The sequence below is a fragment of the Tessaracoccus lacteus genome, from assembly GCF_029917005.1.
Lineage (GTDB): Bacteria > Actinomycetota > Actinomycetes > Propionibacteriales > Propionibacteriaceae > Arachnia > Arachnia lactea.
In genome coordinates this window covers 1,227,525-1,243,507 of sequence record NZ_CP123967.1, presented here as the reverse complement: position 1 = coordinate 1,243,507, position 15,983 = coordinate 1,227,525, and the positions used below count along the sequence as shown (strand labels likewise).

General features: G+C 70.3%; 14 protein-coding genes and 1 pseudogene. 5 read left to right on the top strand and 10 right to left on the bottom strand.

Going from position 1 to position 15,983, the window contains the following annotated elements; genetic code table 11:
* Window positions 1-23: 23 nt before the first annotated feature.
* From QH948_RS14200 to QH948_RS05585, 3 genes and pseudogenes are all read right to left on the bottom strand, one after another.
* Window positions 24-737, bottom strand: coding sequence for a ComEC/Rec2 family competence protein (locus QH948_RS14200; RefSeq protein ID WP_438874134.1), 714 nt, complete (start codon window positions 735-737; stop codon window positions 24-26).
* 228 nt (window positions 738-965) lie between these two features.
* Window positions 966-1,736, bottom strand: a pseudogene (locus QH948_RS14195) (ComEC/Rec2 family competence protein); the annotation flags it as partial.
* Between the two features lie 596 nt (window positions 1,737-2,332).
* The gene (locus QH948_RS05585; protein WP_281145867.1) at window positions 2,333-3,088 is read right to left on the bottom strand and encodes a ComEA family DNA-binding protein; all 756 of its coding nucleotides are present in this window, start codon (window positions 3,086-3,088) and stop codon (window positions 2,333-2,335) included.
* A 131-nt stretch (window positions 3,089-3,219) separates the two neighbouring features.
* Between QH948_RS05585 and QH948_RS05580 the strand changes: the two genes are divergently transcribed.
* Together QH948_RS05580 and QH948_RS05575 are read left to right on the top strand one after the other, a co-directional pair.
* Window positions 3,220-3,867 (top strand): GntR family transcriptional regulator, encoded by a 648-nt coding sequence (locus QH948_RS05580; RefSeq protein WP_281145866.1) that lies wholly within the window; start codon window positions 3,220-3,222, stop codon window positions 3,865-3,867.
* Window positions 3,864-5,129, top strand: a complete 1,266-nt coding sequence (locus tag QH948_RS05575; protein WP_281145865.1) for an MFS transporter — start codon at window positions 3,864-3,866, stop codon at window positions 5,127-5,129. Before QH948_RS05580 ends, QH948_RS05575 begins: the two co-directional genes overlap by 4 nt.
* Before the next feature lie 128 nt (window positions 5,130-5,257).
* Here the strand turns inward: QH948_RS05575 and leuS are convergent, their stop codons facing one another.
* The 3 genes from leuS to QH948_RS05560 form a co-directional block, all read right to left on the bottom strand.
* A complete protein-coding gene (gene leuS / locus QH948_RS05570) occupies window positions 5,258-7,726 on the bottom strand; it encodes a leucine--tRNA ligase (RefSeq protein WP_281145864.1) in 2,469 nt (822 codons plus the stop codon).
* A 113-nt stretch (window positions 7,727-7,839) separates the two neighbouring features.
* Window positions 7,840-8,763 (bottom strand): PfkB family carbohydrate kinase, encoded by a 924-nt coding sequence (locus QH948_RS05565; protein WP_281145863.1) that lies wholly within the window; start codon window positions 8,761-8,763, stop codon window positions 7,840-7,842.
* Between the two features lie 22 nt (window positions 8,764-8,785).
* The gene (locus QH948_RS05560) at window positions 8,786-9,712 is read right to left on the bottom strand and encodes a DUF4192 family protein (RefSeq protein WP_281145862.1); all 927 of its coding nucleotides are present in this window, start codon (window positions 9,710-9,712) and stop codon (window positions 8,786-8,788) included.
* A gap of 81 nt (window positions 9,713-9,793) precedes the next feature.
* Here QH948_RS05560 and QH948_RS05555 point away from each other — a divergent pair, with 81 nt between their 5' ends.
* The gene (locus tag QH948_RS05555; protein ID WP_281145861.1) at window positions 9,794-10,438 is read left to right on the top strand and encodes a hypothetical protein; all 645 of its coding nucleotides are present in this window, start codon (window positions 9,794-9,796) and stop codon (window positions 10,436-10,438) included.
* Window positions 10,439-10,445: 7 nt separating this feature from the next.
* Here QH948_RS05555 and QH948_RS05550 read toward each other — a convergent pair whose 3' ends face one another.
* From QH948_RS05550 to QH948_RS05540, 3 genes are all read right to left on the bottom strand, one after another.
* Window positions 10,446-11,378 (bottom strand): DMT family transporter, encoded by a 933-nt coding sequence (locus QH948_RS05550; RefSeq protein WP_281145860.1) that lies wholly within the window; start codon window positions 11,376-11,378, stop codon window positions 10,446-10,448.
* A 104-nt stretch (window positions 11,379-11,482) separates the two neighbouring features.
* Entirely contained in the window at window positions 11,483-12,652 is a 1,170-nt protein-coding gene (locus QH948_RS05545; RefSeq protein ID WP_281145859.1) for a L,D-transpeptidase family protein, read from the bottom strand.
* A 55-nt stretch (window positions 12,653-12,707) separates the two neighbouring features.
* Window positions 12,708-13,421, bottom strand: coding sequence for a M48 family metallopeptidase (locus QH948_RS05540; protein ID WP_281145858.1), 714 nt, complete (start codon window positions 13,419-13,421; stop codon window positions 12,708-12,710).
* A 152-nt stretch (window positions 13,422-13,573) separates the two neighbouring features.
* On the opposite strand from QH948_RS05540, the gene QH948_RS05535 reads away from it, so the two are divergent.
* Both QH948_RS05535 and QH948_RS05530 read left to right on the top strand, forming a co-directional pair.
* The gene (locus QH948_RS05535; RefSeq protein ID WP_281145857.1) at window positions 13,574-14,806 is read left to right on the top strand and encodes an inorganic phosphate transporter; all 1,233 of its coding nucleotides are present in this window, start codon (window positions 13,574-13,576) and stop codon (window positions 14,804-14,806) included.
* A complete protein-coding gene (locus QH948_RS05530; RefSeq protein ID WP_219080196.1) occupies window positions 14,803-15,087 on the top strand; it encodes a hypothetical protein in 285 nt (94 codons plus the stop codon). Before QH948_RS05535 ends, QH948_RS05530 begins: the two co-directional genes overlap by 4 nt.
* Here QH948_RS05530 and QH948_RS05525 read toward each other — a convergent pair.
* A complete protein-coding gene (locus QH948_RS05525; protein ID WP_281145856.1) occupies window positions 15,063-15,968 on the bottom strand; it encodes a LysR family transcriptional regulator in 906 nt (301 codons plus the stop codon). The genes QH948_RS05530 and QH948_RS05525 overlap by 25 nt on opposite strands.
* Window positions 15,969-15,983 lie beyond the last annotated feature (15 nt).

Sequence of the window (15,983 nt, the reverse complement as noted above, 5' to 3'; positions counted from 1 at the left end):
GCGTAGTGAATCAGACCGGCGGACTACCCCCGGGGGGAGCGCGCGGCCCGCACGACGAGTCGAGCCTCATCCAGGGCGACAGCGACGGAGCCCTGCTCGTCGGTGCGCGCGACCGTCATGCCGAGCCGGATGCTGAGCTCGAGGGCCGCCTCGGCCGGGTGGCCGTAGTCGTTGTCGCGACCGGCGCTCGCCACCGCAAGACTGGCTCCCGTGGCCGCGAAGAACCGGGGCTCCTGGCGCGCCGACCCGTGATGGGGCAGCTTGAGGACGCCGGCCGACAGGCTGATCCCCAGTCGCGCCGCACCGCGCAGCGCCGACGCCTGACCAGCGGGCTCCGCATCGCCGGGCAGCACCACCCTCAGCCCGCCGGACTCCGCCACGGCGACGACCGACGCGTCGTTCTCCGCGCTCCCCTCCCCCTCTTCCGCGGCCCCGGGCCCGGGTGGGGCCTGCCCGGTGGAGACGGTCGTCCAGGTGGCATCGCCCACGACGATCGACTCGCCCGGAACGGTGGAGCGCACGGTGGCCCCGACCGCACCGGCCGCGGCGTTCAGCCAGGCGGGCACGGCACCGCCGCGCACGAGGACGAGCCCCGGCCTGAAGCGCGCGATGATCTCCGTCGCGCCGCCGACGTGGTCGGCGTGATAGTGCGTCAGCACGAGCAGAGGAACCGCGTCGATCCCCGCCGCGTCCAGGCACGTCAGCGCAGGCGCGGGCTCCGGCCCGGCGTCGATCACCACCGCAGCCCGGGGCCCGGCCCTGATGAGCGTGGCGTCGCCTTGGCCGACATCGCAGAACACCGCGCCCCACTCCCCCGGCCAACCGAGCGGCACCGGTCGGACGAGGCACGCGGACACGAGGAGCGCCGCGAAGGCAGCTCCGCCCCACGGGCTCCGCAGGGCGGCCACCAGCAGGCAACCCAGCGCGGCGGAGCCCAGAGCCACGAGCAGCAGTCCCGATGTCGTCGCCGGCCATTCCCAGGAGGCACTCGGCAGCGCTGCGCCGCCTCCGGCCAGCCACAGGATCGGCTGGGCACACCACCCGGCAAGCCAGGCCGGCGGCACAGCGGGCATCCCCAGCGGGCTCAGGAAGGCCGCCAGGAAGCCCAGCACGGTGGTCGGTCCGACGAACGGGCCGGCCAGGACGTTGGCGAGCACACCGACGACGGAGACCCGGTCGCTGATCCCCGTCACGATCGGCTGGGTCGCCAGCTGGGCCGCGATGGGCACCGCCAACGACTCCGCGAGCCAGGCGGGCAGCCAACGCGTCAGGGAGGCGAGCAGGAAGGGGCCGATGAGCACGATCCCCGCGCAGGCCAGCACGGACAACGCGAACGCCGCCGACGACGCCAGCCACGGGTCCAGCCACAGCAGGACGCACACTGCGAGACACAGTGCCCGCAGGCTGCGTCGACCGCGCCCCGCGCCGATCCCCGCCAGCGCGATCAGCCCCATCGCCGCCGCCCTGAGCACCGAGGGTTCACTGCCGCACAGCACGATGAACGCGGCGACGCCGGCGACCGCGAGGCCCCGCAGGCCCCACCCTCGCACCCCGCAGACCCTGGCCGCGGCCAGGAGCGCCCCCAGCATCAGGGACAGGTTCGCCCCCGAGACGGCCATCAGGTGCGTCAACCCCGTGGCCCGGAAGTCCTCCCGCAGCTCCTCGCCCACCGCCCTGGTGTCGCCGACCACCAGCGAGGGGACGATGGCGGCCTGGTCCGGCGGGGAGTGACTCATCGCGGAGCGCAGCCCCTCCCGCAGGCTGGCCGCCCAGGCATCCGTGGACCCCGGCCCCGCGAGCTCCTCCGGGGCCGCGCGGAGGCTCACGACGGCCGCCTCGCGATCGGACAACTCGGCGGCGCCGAGCCGCGCGACCGCGCGGTACCTGGCGCCCACCCGGAGCGCCAGCAGATCGTCGGCCCGGTCGCCCGAGCCCAGCAGCACCACAGGCACCGACCCCTCGACCCTCACGCCCCGGGCCTGGACCTCCGCGAAATCGGCGTCGACCGCCACCGCCCTCGCACCCTGATGTGGGAGCGCCCGCACCACGAACTCCACCGTGCCGACCCGCCCGGCCGCCGCGAGTTCGGCCACCGGCGACCCGTGGCGCTGCCAGGAGAGGGCCCCCGCCGCAAGCGAGGAGGAGGTGAGTACCAGCAGGCACACCGCGAGCCACCACCGCCCTGCCCGCGCCGCCACGACCATCGCGAGCACCAGCGCCGCGGTCAGCGGAAGCAGCACCTGGGGCTCGGGACGCCATCCGGAGACGCCGACCCAGGCGCCGACCCAGGTCACGGCCGCGACCGGCACCAGCCTCAGGTCATGCGTGGCGCTCATATCGTCACGAGTTCCCTGAGCTGCTCGTACGTCTTCGGCCCGATGCCGCTGACCTCCTGCAGATCGTCGACCGCACTGAACGGGCCGCTCTCCTCGCGCCACGCGATGATCGCCGCGGCGGTCACGGGTCCCACCCCGGGCAGTTCCTCGAGCTGCGCGGCGGTGGCGGTGTTGAGGTTCACCAGCATCCCCTGGGTGGCGGTGGCCTCGCCCACGATCTCCCCCGCGGGACTCCGGCTGCTGCCCACGACGATCTGCACGCCGTCCGCGACCCGCGCCGCCAGGTTGAGCAGCGCAGGATCGGCCTCCTTCGTCAGGCCTCCGGCGGCCTCGATCGCGTCCAGCACGATCGCGCCAGGACTGACGAGCACGACGCCGGGGCTGCGGACCTCACCGGCCACGTGCACCCGCAGCGGGGCCGACGACGCCCCGGCCGCGGAGGGGGTCGGAGCGACCGGCGACCCGCTCGTCACGACGACCGGCTCCACCGGGACCTCGGTGGCCGAGCTGCGGCCGAGCGTCGCGAGGCTGACCCCGATACCGACCAGGACAAGCAGCGCGACGACGGCCACGTGGCGGAGCTGCACCGGGAACCGTGGCGACCCTGGCGCTGCCGGGGTCGAGGTCTGCGGAGGCGACGTCGGCGCTGCGTCTTCGACGACTCCACGCCGCGGCTCCCCCAGCCCGCGACGCCCGGCGCCCAGGTACGCGAGCCGCGCGCGGATGAGCTCCTCTGCGTCACTTCGTCCCATGCGACCGTGATGGCCGATCCCTCCCCCGATGCGTCAGGCTCCGGGACACCTGTGGAGAAGTCGGCTGCCCGGAAGTGGTCACGCGGCGCCTCACCTTGTATACAAGTTCCATACATGTTTAGCTTGGAGGCGTGTCCATTGCAGCGACCCCCTCAGCAGCCCAGACCGCCTACCGCTACGTGAAGGACCAGATCCTGCGCTCGGAACTGGCGGGAGGCACCATGCTCAGCGAGGGCGAGGTGGCCTCGGAGCTCGGGGTCAGCCGCACGCCCGTGCGCGAGGCATTCCTCCGCCTTGAATCGGAGGGATGGCTCCAGCTTTACCCGAAGCGCGGCGCCCTCGTCGTGCCGGTCGCCGCCGGCGAGGCCGACGACGTGCTCCAGGCCCGTCTCCTGTTGGAGGGTCACGGCGGCGCGTCCATCGCGCAGCAGCCGCCGGGCCGGCGGGCCGACACGCTCGGACGGCTCCGCCGCATCGTGTCGGCGCAGGACTCGGCCCTCGATGCGGGCGACCTCTCCACCTACGGCGACCTCGACTCCTCGTTCCACGAGCAGCTCATCGACGCCACCGGCAACGACCTGCTCGCGGCGTTCGCCGTCACGCTTCACGAGCGGCAGGACCGCATGTTCGCACACAGGACGACCACGCTCGACGACGCCCGCGGGTTCGTCGAGGAGCACAGCGCGCTGATCGACCTGCTCACGGCAGGCAATGCCGAGGGCTTCCGCGCGGCGCTGGCCGCTCACCTGTCCGGCGCCTACCCGGAGGCGACCCGATGAGCGGTAGCAGGCGCCCCTGGCTGCCCGTCGCCGCCGCGCTCATGGCGGTGGCATGGGGAGGCAACGAGTTCACGCCGCTGCTGGTCATGTACCGCCAGGTGAGCTCCTTCTCGGCCGTCATCGTGGACATGCTGCTCGGCGCCTACGTCCTCGGGATCGTCCCCGCCCTCCTGATCGGCGGCCCGCTGTCGGACCGCTACGGTCGTCGCCCCCTGATGCTCCCGGCCGCACCCCTCAGCCTGGCCGGCTCGCTGCTGCTGGCGCTCTTCCCACAGACCAGCCCCCTGCTCGCCGTCGGCCGGATCCTCTGCGGCATCGCGCTGGGTCTCGTCATGGCCGTCGGCGGCACCTGGATCACCGAGCTCAGCCGCGGTGACCACCCCGACGCAGGGCCCCGGCGCTCCGCCCTGGCGCTGACGGGCGGGTTCATGGTCGGCGCCGGGGTCTCGGGTTCGCTCGCGGAATGGGCCCCGTGGCCGACGACCCTGTCCTACCTCATTCACATCGTCCTCACGCTGGCGACGGGGCTGTGGCTGCTCGGCGTGCCGGAGACCAGGGAGGTCGAGCCGCGGGCAACCCGCCCGAAGCTGCGCGACGACCTGCGCGTGCCGCCGTTTAGGCATCGCCGCTTCCTGCTGGTCGTGCTCCCGCTCGCCCCGTGGGTATTCGGCGCCGTCGGCTCCGCCTACGCCGTCCTGCCCGGCCTCATGCTCGGCCACGTCGGCGACACACCCATCGCCTTCTCCGCCCTGATGACCGTCGTCACACTCGGCGCCGGGCTCGGCGTTCAGGTGCTGGGCAAGGCGATCGACACCGACCGCTCCGCCCGCGCCTCGGTCGTCTCGCTCGTGATCCTCGTGGCCGGCATGGCGCTGGCAGCCGGAGCCTCGCGCACTCTGAACCTCGCGCTGGTGCTCGCCGCGGCGGTGGTGCTCGGCTGCGGCTACGGGCTCGCCCTGGTCGCCGGGCTGAGCGAGGTCCGCCGCATGGCGACCGCCGACGACCTCGCAGGCCTGACCGCCGTCTACTACTCGATCGGTTACCTCGGGTTCTTCGTCCCCGCGATCCTCGCGGTCCTCGCGACGTGGATCAGCTACCCCGTCATGTTCATCTTCGGCGTGCTGGCCGCTGCGGCCTGCCTGGCGCTGGTCCTGAAGTTCAGCCACGGCCACCTCGGCATCGTCGCCCTCGAGAGGCGCTTCGACCGGCTGGAGACGACCCTCAAGCACCGCCTCGCGGCCACCCTCCAGCACCGCGCCTGACGCCACCTAAGGGCACAACCGCGAACCTGAACACAGAAGCCACCGCCATGGCGGTGGCTTCTGTCGACAAGGCTGGCGTCCACCGTCGACAGTGGGGCCGGAGTCGGGCGGCGTCGGCCGCCCGCGGGTCACTTGCCGGGCACGAGGCTCAGCATCTTCGGCAGGCGCGCGATGACCTTGACGATCTCACGACCGGCGAGAGACCGCTGGACGCCCTCGTCGGCCAGCGCCAGCTCGAGCGCGGCCTCCTCGGTCACGTCGGCGGGGACCTCCAGCTTGCCGCGGATCTTGCCCTGGATCTGGACGACCATCGTGACGGTGTCGTCCCGGGTCAGGGACTCGTCGAAGGCGGGCCAGATGCTGTTCGCGATCGACGGCGGCAGGCCGAGGGCCTCCCACATCTCCTCCGCGACGTACGGCGCTACCAGGCTCAGCGACTGCGCGATGAACATCGTGGCCTCCCGCACGGCCGGATCGGCCGGACCAGCGGCCCCGTCGATCGCCTTGCGCGTCGCGTTGACGAGCTCCATGGTGCGCGCGATGGCCACGTTGAAGCGGCCGGACTCGATGAGCTGGGAGATCTCGCCGATCGCCTTGTGCGTGGCCTTGCGCAGCGCAGCGTCGCCGGCTGCGAAGTCCACGTCAGGCGTCGACGTCACCTCGGATGCGATGCGATAGGCGCGCTGCAGGAACTTCAGGCTCGAGGCCGGGGACATGTCCGCCCAGTCGATGTCGTCCTCCGGCGGGCCGGCGAACACGACGGTCAGGCGGACCGCGTCGACGCCGAACTCGTCGATCTGCGCGCCCAGGTCGACACCGTTGCCGAGCGACTTACTCATCGCGCGACCCTGGTTGATGACCTGGCCCTGGTTCAGCAGCTTGAGCATGGGCTCGTCGAAGTCGACCATGCCCATGTCGCGCAGCACCTTGGTGAAGAACCGCATGTACAGCAGGTGCAGAATCGCGTGCTCGACGCCACCGACGTACTGGGCGACCGGCATCCAGTTGCGGACCGCCTCCACGTCGAACGGGCCGTCGGCGAAGTGGGGTGAGCAGTAGCGGAAGAAGTACCACGAGGAGTCGACGAACGTGTCCATCGTGTCGGTGTCCCGCTTGGCCGGGCCGCCGCACCGGGGGCACGTCGTGGCGACCCAGTCCGTCGCCGCGGCCAGGGGCGAGATGCCCTTGGGAGCGAGGGCGGCGCCGCGCAGGTCGGGCAGCTTCACCGGCAGCTGGTCGTCGGGGACGGCGACCTCACCGCACTGCTCGCAGTGCACGATCGGGATGGGGCAGCCCCAGAAGCGCTGGCGCGACAGCAGCCAGTCCCGCAGGCGGTACTGGATGGTGCCGGTGCCGGTGCCCTGCTCCTCCAGCTGGGCGATGATCGTCGACACGCCCGACAACTTGTCGGTCAGGCCGTCCAGCAGCCCGGAGTTCAGGTAGGCGCCGTCGCCGACCGTCGCGACACCGGTGACGGCCGGGTCGGTGCCGTCCACGTCCAGCACCGTGCGCACGGGCAGGTCGTACTTCAGCGCGAAGTCCAGGTCGCGCTGGTCGTGAGCGGGCACGGCCATGATCGCGCCGGTGCCGTAGTCGGCTAGCACGTAGTCGGCCGCCCAGACGGGCACCTGCTCCCCGTTGACAGGGTTGGTGGCGCTCAGACCCAGCCAGACACCGGTCTTCTCGTGCTCGGTGGACTGACGCTCGATCTCGGTGGTCTTCTTCACCTGCTCCAGGTAGGCGTCGAAGGCGGGGCGCTGGGCGGCGGTCACCAGTTCCTGCGCCAGTTCGCTGTCGGGCGCGACCACCATGAAGGTGGCGCCGAACAGCGTGTCCGGGCGGGTGGTGAACACGGTGACGGGCTCGTCGCGGCCCTCGATGGCGAACTGGACGTGCGCGCCCTCGGAGCGGCCGATCCAGTTTCGCTGCATGGCGAGGACGTGCTCGGGCCAGCCACCCTCCAGCTGCTGCATGTCGTCCAGCAACTGCTGGGCGTAGTCGGTGGTCGTGAAGTACCACTGGTTCAGCTTGCGCTTGGTGACCTCGGTACCGCAGCGCTCACAGTGCCCCTGGACGACCTGCTCGTTGGCGAGCACGGTCTGGTCCTTCGGGCACCAGTTGACGTAGGAGTCCTTGCGGTACGCCAGCCCGCGCTCGAAGAACCGGAGGAACAACCACTGCGTCCAGCGGTAGTACTCCTCATCGGAGGTGTGCAGCCGACGCGACCAGTCCAGGCTCAGGCCGTAGCGCTTGAACGAGCGCACCTGCGTCTCGATGTTGGCGTAGGTCCACTCGGACGGGTGCGTGTTGTGCTTGATCGCCGCGTTCTCGGCGGGCAGCCCGAAGGAGTCCCAGCCGATCGGGTGCATGACGTCGAAACCCTTGAGACGCAGGTAGCGCGAGACGACATCGCCCATGGCGTACGCTTCGGCGTGCCCCATGTGGAGGTCGCCGGAGGGGTAGGGGAACATGTCGAGCACGTAGCGGCGCTCGCGACTACCGTCATCGAGCGGCTCAAAGGTGCGGTCGGCCTCCCAGAAGGCCTGCCACTTCTCCTGCGCCTGCACCTTGTCGTAGTGACCCGGTTCCTGGCTCACGGCTCATCTCCTGCACGTTGAAATCGGCGCGCGGAAGACCTCCGCGCACTAAGGCGCCAAATATACCGCGCGGCGCCGCGGCGTCCCTAGTCGGAGAGCCGCGGGCCCACCCGTTAGGACGCGAGCAGTGCGTCCACCTCTGCGGCGGTCGGGGGCTTGGCCCCCTGGCGCGTGCAGACGATCGCGGCGGCGGCCGCGCCCCGGGCCAGCGCACCCTCCACGTCGGAGGGGTCCTCCGCATACGCCGACAGGAACCCGGCCATGAAAGTGTCCCCCGCACCGACCGTGTCGACGACCTCGACGCGCCGCCCGGGGACCCGGACGACCCTGCCATCGGGCTTCACCGCGGCCACACCGTCGGAGCCGAGGGTGACGATGAAGAGGGAGAGCCCGAACTCCTCGGCCCACGTGCCAGCGTAGGCCAGCGGATCCGAGTCGTCGTCGACGAGCCAGGCGATGTCCTCGTCGCTGGCCTTGGCGATGCCGCCGTTGCGGCCCACCGCGGCCATCAGGTCGGAGATCCGTGCGAAGTACTCGGCGCGGTCGGGCAACGTCGAGGGGCGGACGTTGAGGTCGAAGCTGACGGTCGCCTCGGTCTGGTTCACGAAGTCACGGATGTGCCGGAAGCCCGGCTCGATGATGGTTCCGATGGAGCCGAGGTGCAGCCAGTCGTCCCCGGCGAGGGTGGGGAACTCCTCGGGTCGCCAGTTGAAGTTCGTGGTGCCCTCGAAGTGGAAGGCGTAGGTGGCCTTGCCCTCGTCGTCGAGGCTGACGACGGCCATGGTCGTCGGGTCGTCGGTGGTGACGGCCAGGTCGAGCTGGGCGCCGGCCGATGCCAGGTGCGCCGACAGCTGCCTCCCGAACGCGTCAGTGCTCAGCCGGCCGAGGAAATGGGTGTCGCACCCGAGCTTCGCGAGGGCCACCGCGGAGTTGAGCGGCCCCCCACCGGAACGCGCGACCCACAGGCTCTCCTCCGGCGAGAGCACCTCCTGGGGCATGAGGTCGATCAGGGCCTCACCACATACGACGAAACGCATGGCTGCACCCTACCGGCATCGCTCACCTCGGCCTGAGTCCGGCCCGGAAAGTGCGCGGCGACGTCGCCTCGCGGTGCACCTGGGCCGCGAACAGACCGAACGGGTTCCAGGGGTCGATGAGTGCCAGCTGCTCGAGGCAGCAGCTGTGCGCCGCGCCCCGGCCCGTGGTCCAGGACCCCAGCGCCAGCAGCCCGAGCACATCTCCCACGAGGTGGTCCGGCACCACGGCCCTCGCCTGGGCCAGGTGCTCCCAGATGCGGTCGCCGATCTCCGGTCCCACGGAGCGGCCGAGCAGTCGCTGGGCGAGGGCCGACTGACGCTCCTCGTCCCCGAGCAGCGTGCCGAGGATGAGCGCCTCGTGGGCGGTCAGCGGGCCAGGTCGCTCGGCCAGTTCCCTCGTGAGCCGCATCGCCCGACGCTCGGGGAGGACCGCGACCTCCTCGAGCGCGCGCAGGGCCTCTTCGTCGCCGACGGGATGGTGCAGCAGCACCGGCGCGACCGCGGTGTCCCTGTCCGGTTCGATCCGGATCCCCTCATAGACGGCCTGCGCGGCAAGACCGGTGTTCTCGAACTGGAACGGCGCCTCCTCGCAGTCTCCGCACAGGCAGAGGAAGCTGCCATCCCGCAGTAGGAACTCGTCCGTCCGTCGGCCGTGACCGACGACCGCAAGCAGCTCGTCCATGGCCAGCCGCACACCGTCCTCGTCGGCACCGTACCCGATGAGGACGAGTGCAGCCGCCGGCACCTGGGAGGCGGCGCGCTCCAGCTGGGAGGCGACAGGGTAGAAGTCGTGCGCGAACCAGTCGAGGTCGACGCGGATGCAGCATGCGACCACGCCGGCGTCCAGAAGCAGCAGGACGACCGATTCACGCGGGTGAAAGCCGAGCAGGACGGGAGGTGCGGCCAGGATCTCTTCGCGGCTGGCTCCGCGGATGACGACAGGGTTCATGTGTCCGTGATGACGGTTAGGGGTCCGTGTGGCCCAACTTCGTACGGCCCTGTGGACACAGGCCAGTACGCTGGCCGCATCATGAGCAACGCGCAGTGGCCCGGCCAGGGCAACCAGAACAGCTCGCCGTGGGCGAGGCAGGACCCGAACTGGCGCCCGCAGCAGTTCCATGACGCTCCCGCGCGCGACCCTCGACAGCCGTTCGGTCAGCAGCCGGGCGGTGCGACGCAGCCTGCCTGGGACCCGGAGCCACCCAAGGGCTCGCCGAAGAGGATCTGGTACGTCGTCGGCGCCATCGTGATCGTGGCCGCGGTGGTGTTGGGCATGCTGTTCCTCGGGGGGCCGCAGGCCACCTCGACGGTCAGCCCGTCCGCCAGCGTGGCCACGGCGGCCCAGACGGCCACCCGCACGGGCAACTACATCCCGTTCGAGGGCAACGGCGACGGCATCTTCGAGATCGTGTCCGCCTCGTGGGACGGTGAGGACCAGCTGAACCTGCGGGTCCGGGTCGAGGTGACGGGCGGCGAGTACAGCTTCGCGCTGTTCGCCTTCACCAACGACACCAGGGCGAGCTACGACCCCGTCGACCCCGGCGCATTCAGCGCCTCCGAGGACGCACCGTTCGAAGGGGACGTGACCTTCATCATGCCCAGGGCCGACTCGACCATCGTCCTGACGACGCCGTCGGGGCGCATCGCCCTGAACGCTCTGCCCGTGAAGGGCTGAACGTCCCTCAGCTCACCCCGGCGGTCCCTGCCGCTGCCTCGGCCTTCTCGCGTTCCTCGATGGCGTCGGGGTGGTCCTTGCTCAGCATCACGACCCCGTAGACCGCCACCGCACCGAAGACGACCATGCCGATGATGGAGGCAACCGTCAGGTCGGCGCCCTCGCCGAGCACGATGAGCCCGAACAGCACCGCGACGAGAGGATCGACCGTCGTCATGGTGCCGACGGTGATCTCCGCGGGCCCGGAGGCGTAGCCCTGCTGGATCATCCACACCCCGAGCCCGTAGCAGGCGATCATCATGGCGATGGTCGCGACGATGTGCCAGCCCGTGAGCGGGTGACCATGCTGGTAGAGCAGCATCGCGGCCTTCATGAAACCGGAGGCGAGTCCGTAGAACGTTGCGCCCACGGCGGACCACAGCATCGCCTTGGCCCAGGGTGCTGCGCGCATGGCGAAGAACGACATCACGGCGCACACGATGCAGACGATGACGAACGCGGAGACCATCGGCGGGAAGGTGAGTTCCTTCTCCCCCGTCGCATACTTCGCGGAGAACACCGTGAAGCCCATCACCCCGAGGATGGTCACGGCGACGGCGAGCCACAGCTTCCGCGTGATCTGGTGCTTGTGAATGCGGGAGGCGAGCAGGACGGACCACGGGACGGCGAGGATACCGACCGGCTGCACGACGGCCACCGGCGCGAACGACAGGGCGACGAGATGGATGCCGGCCCCGACGAGCACGAACAGCAGGCCGAGGAGCCATTTCGGGATCAGGAACAGCGAAAGGAGCCCGCTCAGGGAAAGCCTGTTGCTGGAGGCCGAACGACCCGAAGCGAACGTGCTGTGGACGCCGAGGCTCTGGAGGATCGCCCCACTCGCGAAGAGGAACGACGACACGACCTGCATGCCGATCGCGACGAAGATCATGGGATCCACAACTGGCCTCCTGGGCGCTGGCTGACCTGGGAATCGTATCCGACAGGCCTCCGCAACCGGCTCGGCCCGGGGTCTGGCCAGGGTGCGACCAGGGTCCAGGTTCGTCAGCCCGTGTAGACCACGACCTTGTCGCCGACCTGTGCGAGGTCGAACAGCTTCGCGACGGCGGCCTTGTCGCGGACGTTCACGCAGCCGTGCGAGGCGCCGTTGTACCCTCGCGCCGCGAAGTCGGACGAGTAGTGCACCGCCTGGCCACCACTGAAGAACAGCGCATAGGGCATGGACGTGTGGTACAGGCTCGACACGTGGTCCCGTGACTTCCAGTTCACGGAGAAGACACCGTTGCGGGTGGGCGTGAGCTCGGAACCGAACCGCACGTCGACCACCATCGAGATCTGGCCATCGACCACCCAGGCCAGCTTGCGCTGGGCCTTGGAGATGCAGATGACACGCCCGGTGAGACACCGGTCATCAAGCGTCATGGACGTGGACGAAGCCGTCGTGACCACGTTGTTCAGCTCGTCCGTGGTCGGGGTACGGGTCATCGCATCAAGGCGGTCGAGGGTTCGCTGGTCGACCTCACCTGTGACAGGGATCTCCCGCTTCCTCTGGAATCCCTTGACCGCCTCCACTGTGACATCCCCGTAGTTTCCCGTGATGTCACCTGAGAACCAGGCGATCTGCTTCAGCCTGGCCTGGATCTCCTTGACCTCGTCCCCGCTGTCGCCCTTCGAGAAGAGCGCGGGGCCGGCGCGCAGGATGTTGTGCATCTCGTCGTCGGTCGGCTGCCGGGTCATGTCGACGAGCTTGTCCCAGGTCTCCTGGTCCACCTCCCCGGTGGCATTGAACCCCCGCTTGGTCTGAAACCCCTCGACAGCCAGGCGCGTCTTCTCGTCGAACGTGGATGTGATGTCGCCCTCGTACCACTGCAACTGCAGCAGCCGGTGCTGGAGCTCACGGACCTCGTCGGAGTCGTCACCCTCCTGCAGCAGCGCGGCCGACGTGGGGGTCGGCGTCGGCGTCTCGGTGGCGTCCGGGATCGCCGTCACGGACTCCTCCGCGCTCGGCGTCGGAGACGGCGTGGGCGTGGAGGTGGCGGGCGGGGTGGAGGCGACAGCGACGCTCGTCCCGGCGACCGGCTCGGCCGGCACGGCCTCCGGATCGGGGGCGCACCCGCTGAGCGCGGCGATCAGGGCGACCGCGACGGATGCGGCGGCGTACTTCCAGTGGACTCTCACGACACAGACCTCGGGGAAGAAGACGTCGGTGGACATGTGGAGCATACGTTGCGTCGAACCGGGGAGCCGCACAACACGCTCGGGTCCCTCGTCAGACGGCGTCCGCGGCGCGGCTGTTCAGGCGCCGGCGCCGCTGCTTCCAGTCGGGCAGGTACATCCCCATGAACCACTGGAAGTCCGGCCCATGGTCCGCCACCCTCAGGTGCGTGAGTTCGTGGACCACGACGTACTCGAGCAGGTCGGGTTCCCGCTCGGCGAGCGCCAGGTTCAGCGTGACTGCCCGCGAGCGGACATTGCAGGTGCCCCACCGCGTCGACATGCGGCGCAGTTTCAGCGATGAGGCCTCGCGGTCGACCACCGGTTGCCAGGCGGCCAGCATCCCCTCGGCGAGGCGGCCGAGCTCCCGGCGGTAGAACGCGTCCAGCGCCCTGCGGAGACCGGCGTCGTCGGGCCCGGTGAGGAGCAGGCTGCCGTCCGGGTTACGGGTCGCAGTGGCCCGGGGACCCTGTCGGACCTCGAGCTCGAGCTCGCTGCCCCAGAGCGCGACCCGGGTCAGCTGCGACAGCCGCTTCTCCGCCGGATGCTCGACCGACTGCATGCGATGGCGCGCGTCGGCCAGCCAGTCGAGGTTGGCGTCGAGGAAGGCGTAGACCGTCGACATGGGCGCGCGCCGAGGCACGCTGAGCCGGATCTCCCCGGTGTAGCGCTGGACGCGCAGCCGCAGCGTCTTGACGTCCTTGCGGGTCACCTCGACGTGGAATCCCCTGTGTTCGAGGCATACGGGACGGGTGGTTGGGCTCCTCATGGTGTCCCCAGGCTAGACGGCGGCTCCGACAGTCTCACCGGTTCGACAAAGCCCGCCACGACTGCGCGTTTGATCGGCGCAGCGCTCAGTAACCGGGCAGTAACCTGACCCCCGATGTCGCGGATGAGGCCCTGAGGGAGCAGACTAGGAGGGTGCCCCCTGAACTGGTCGTGCTATGTCTCGTCGTCGTCACCGCTCTGGCGTTCGACTTCACCAATGGATTCCATGACACCGGGAACGCGATGGCCACATCCATCGCGACCGGTGCGCTCCGCCCCAAGACGGCGGTCGCGCTGTCGGCGGTTCTGAACCTCGTTGGCGCGTTCCTCTCGGTGCAGGTCGCCCTCACCGTGACGAACGCGGTCGTACGGATCCAGGCCGACGACGGCTCCCCCCGCGCAGAGTTGATCGCCGACGGCGGCATGTCGCTTCTGCTGATCATCCTCTCGGGCCTGGTCGGAGCGATCGTCTGGAACCTGCTGACCTGGCTGCTCGGCCTGCCGTCCAGTTCCTCGCATGCCCTGTTCGGCGGCCTCATCGGCGCGACCATCGCCGGCCTCGGCGTGGAGGGCGTGAAGTGGGTCGGCGACGGGACCAAGCTGGACGGCGTCGTCGGCAAGGTCATCCTCCCCGCCCTGATGTCTCCGTTCATCGCCATCGCGATCGCCACGGTCGGCACCTGGCTCGTCTACAAGGTGACCGAGGGCGTCGCCAACAAGTACCGCGAGTCCGGCTTCCGCTGGGGACAGATCGGGTCGGCCTCGTTGGTCTCACTGGCGCACGGCACCAACGACGCGCAGAAGACGATGGGCATCATCACCCTCGCCCTGATCGCCACCGGCGCCTGGACCGACCTGACCGCGGTCCCGTTCTGGGTGAAGCTCGCCTGCGCTCTCGCCATTGCGCTGGGCACCTACATCGGTGGCTGGCGCATCATCCGTACGCTCGGCAAGGGGCTGGTCGAGATCAGCGCGCCGCAGGGCATGGCGGCAGAGTCCTCCTCCGCCGCGGTCATCCTTGCCTCCAGCCACCTGGGATTCGCGCTGTCGACGACGCACGTCGCCACGGGATCGATCCTCGGGTCGGGAGTAGGCAAGCGCGGCGCCAAGGTCAACTGGAACGTGGCGCTGCGCATGCTGATGGCCTGGGGTATCACGCTCCCTGCGGCCGGAGCGATGGGCGCCCTGACGTGGTTCGTCGGCCACACGATCGGCGGGCTCGCCGGCGCGCTGGTCGTCTTCGCCATCCTGCTGGCCCTGTCGCTGTGGATGTTCCTGTACTCGCGCCGCACGCGCGTCGACCACAGCAACGTCAACGACGAATGGGTGGAGAACGCCACCGACCGTACCCCCGAGACCGCCGCAGCCGCCAGGAGCGCCCGATGATGAACCAGCTCTGGCTCGCCCTCGAGGGCGGCTTCCACGTGCTCCTGGCAGGCATGGTGCTCGGCGCCGGGCTGCCACTCATCTTCTCGCTCGGCATCCGCGCGCTCTCGTACGGGGTCGGCGGCGACGCCGACATCGTCAACCACAAGCCGCATCCGGTCGCCCGGATCGTCGCGTACCTGTGCTTCGCCATCGTGATTCTGGCGATCCTCTACGGCATCGCCGTGATCGTGAGTCACGGCCTGGGGATCGACCTCTACGTACCCGGCGACCTGATCTGACGCCGGGCCGCCCCCTCCGCCAGCCGCACCAGCCAGCTGGCCGCGGCGGTCGGCCTGCCGCGCCACACGGCTCTCAGCTCTCTTCCGAGCCGTACTCCCGCGGTGGGCACGACCACGAGTCGGGGGTCGCTCAGCGCAGCCAGTTCGCTGATCACCCCCGGCCCGGCCCCGGCGAGCACTCCCTCACGGACGGCCGCGTTGCTGCCCAGCTCCAGCGCGACCCGCGCCGGGCCTTCATCCCGCAGCGCCGCATCCAGGGTCGCCCGCCCGCCGGATCCCGGTTCCCGGAGAACCAGCCGGGTAGCCGCGAGGTCGGTCGCCGTGATCTGGCCGCCCGAGGCCCACGGGTGCGTCGGCGGCACGACGACCACCAACTCATCCCTGCCCACCACAGCCGACCGGAGCCCGGGCCGCACCTCGGGCGTCTCGACGAACCCCAGCTCATAGCGTCCGGCCTCGACGAGATCGAAGACCTCCTCGCTGTTGCAGACCTTGAGGCGCACCTCGAGCCCCGGTCTCGCAGAGTGGGCAGCCGCCAGCCAGGCGGGCAGGAGCTGCTCGGCGATGGTCTGGGACGCGGCCACGTCCAGGTGTCCGCTCAGCTGCTCGTTGGTCGCGGCGGCCTCGGTCATCAGAGCATCGGCCGCGGCGAGCACCTGCCGGGCGGCCTCGAGGATCCGCTCCCCCTCCGGGGTCAGGCGGGCACCACGGGGATGCCGGACGAGCAACCTGACCCCGAGTTGCGCCTCCAGAGCCGCCAGGTCCCTGCTGGCATTGGGCTGCGCGATCCGCAGCGAGCGGGCGGCCGCCCCGATGCTGCCCTGATCCGCGACCGCTGCCAGCAGTTCCAACGCAACGAGGTCCGGCCACCGACTGGTCATATCGGAATCGTATGC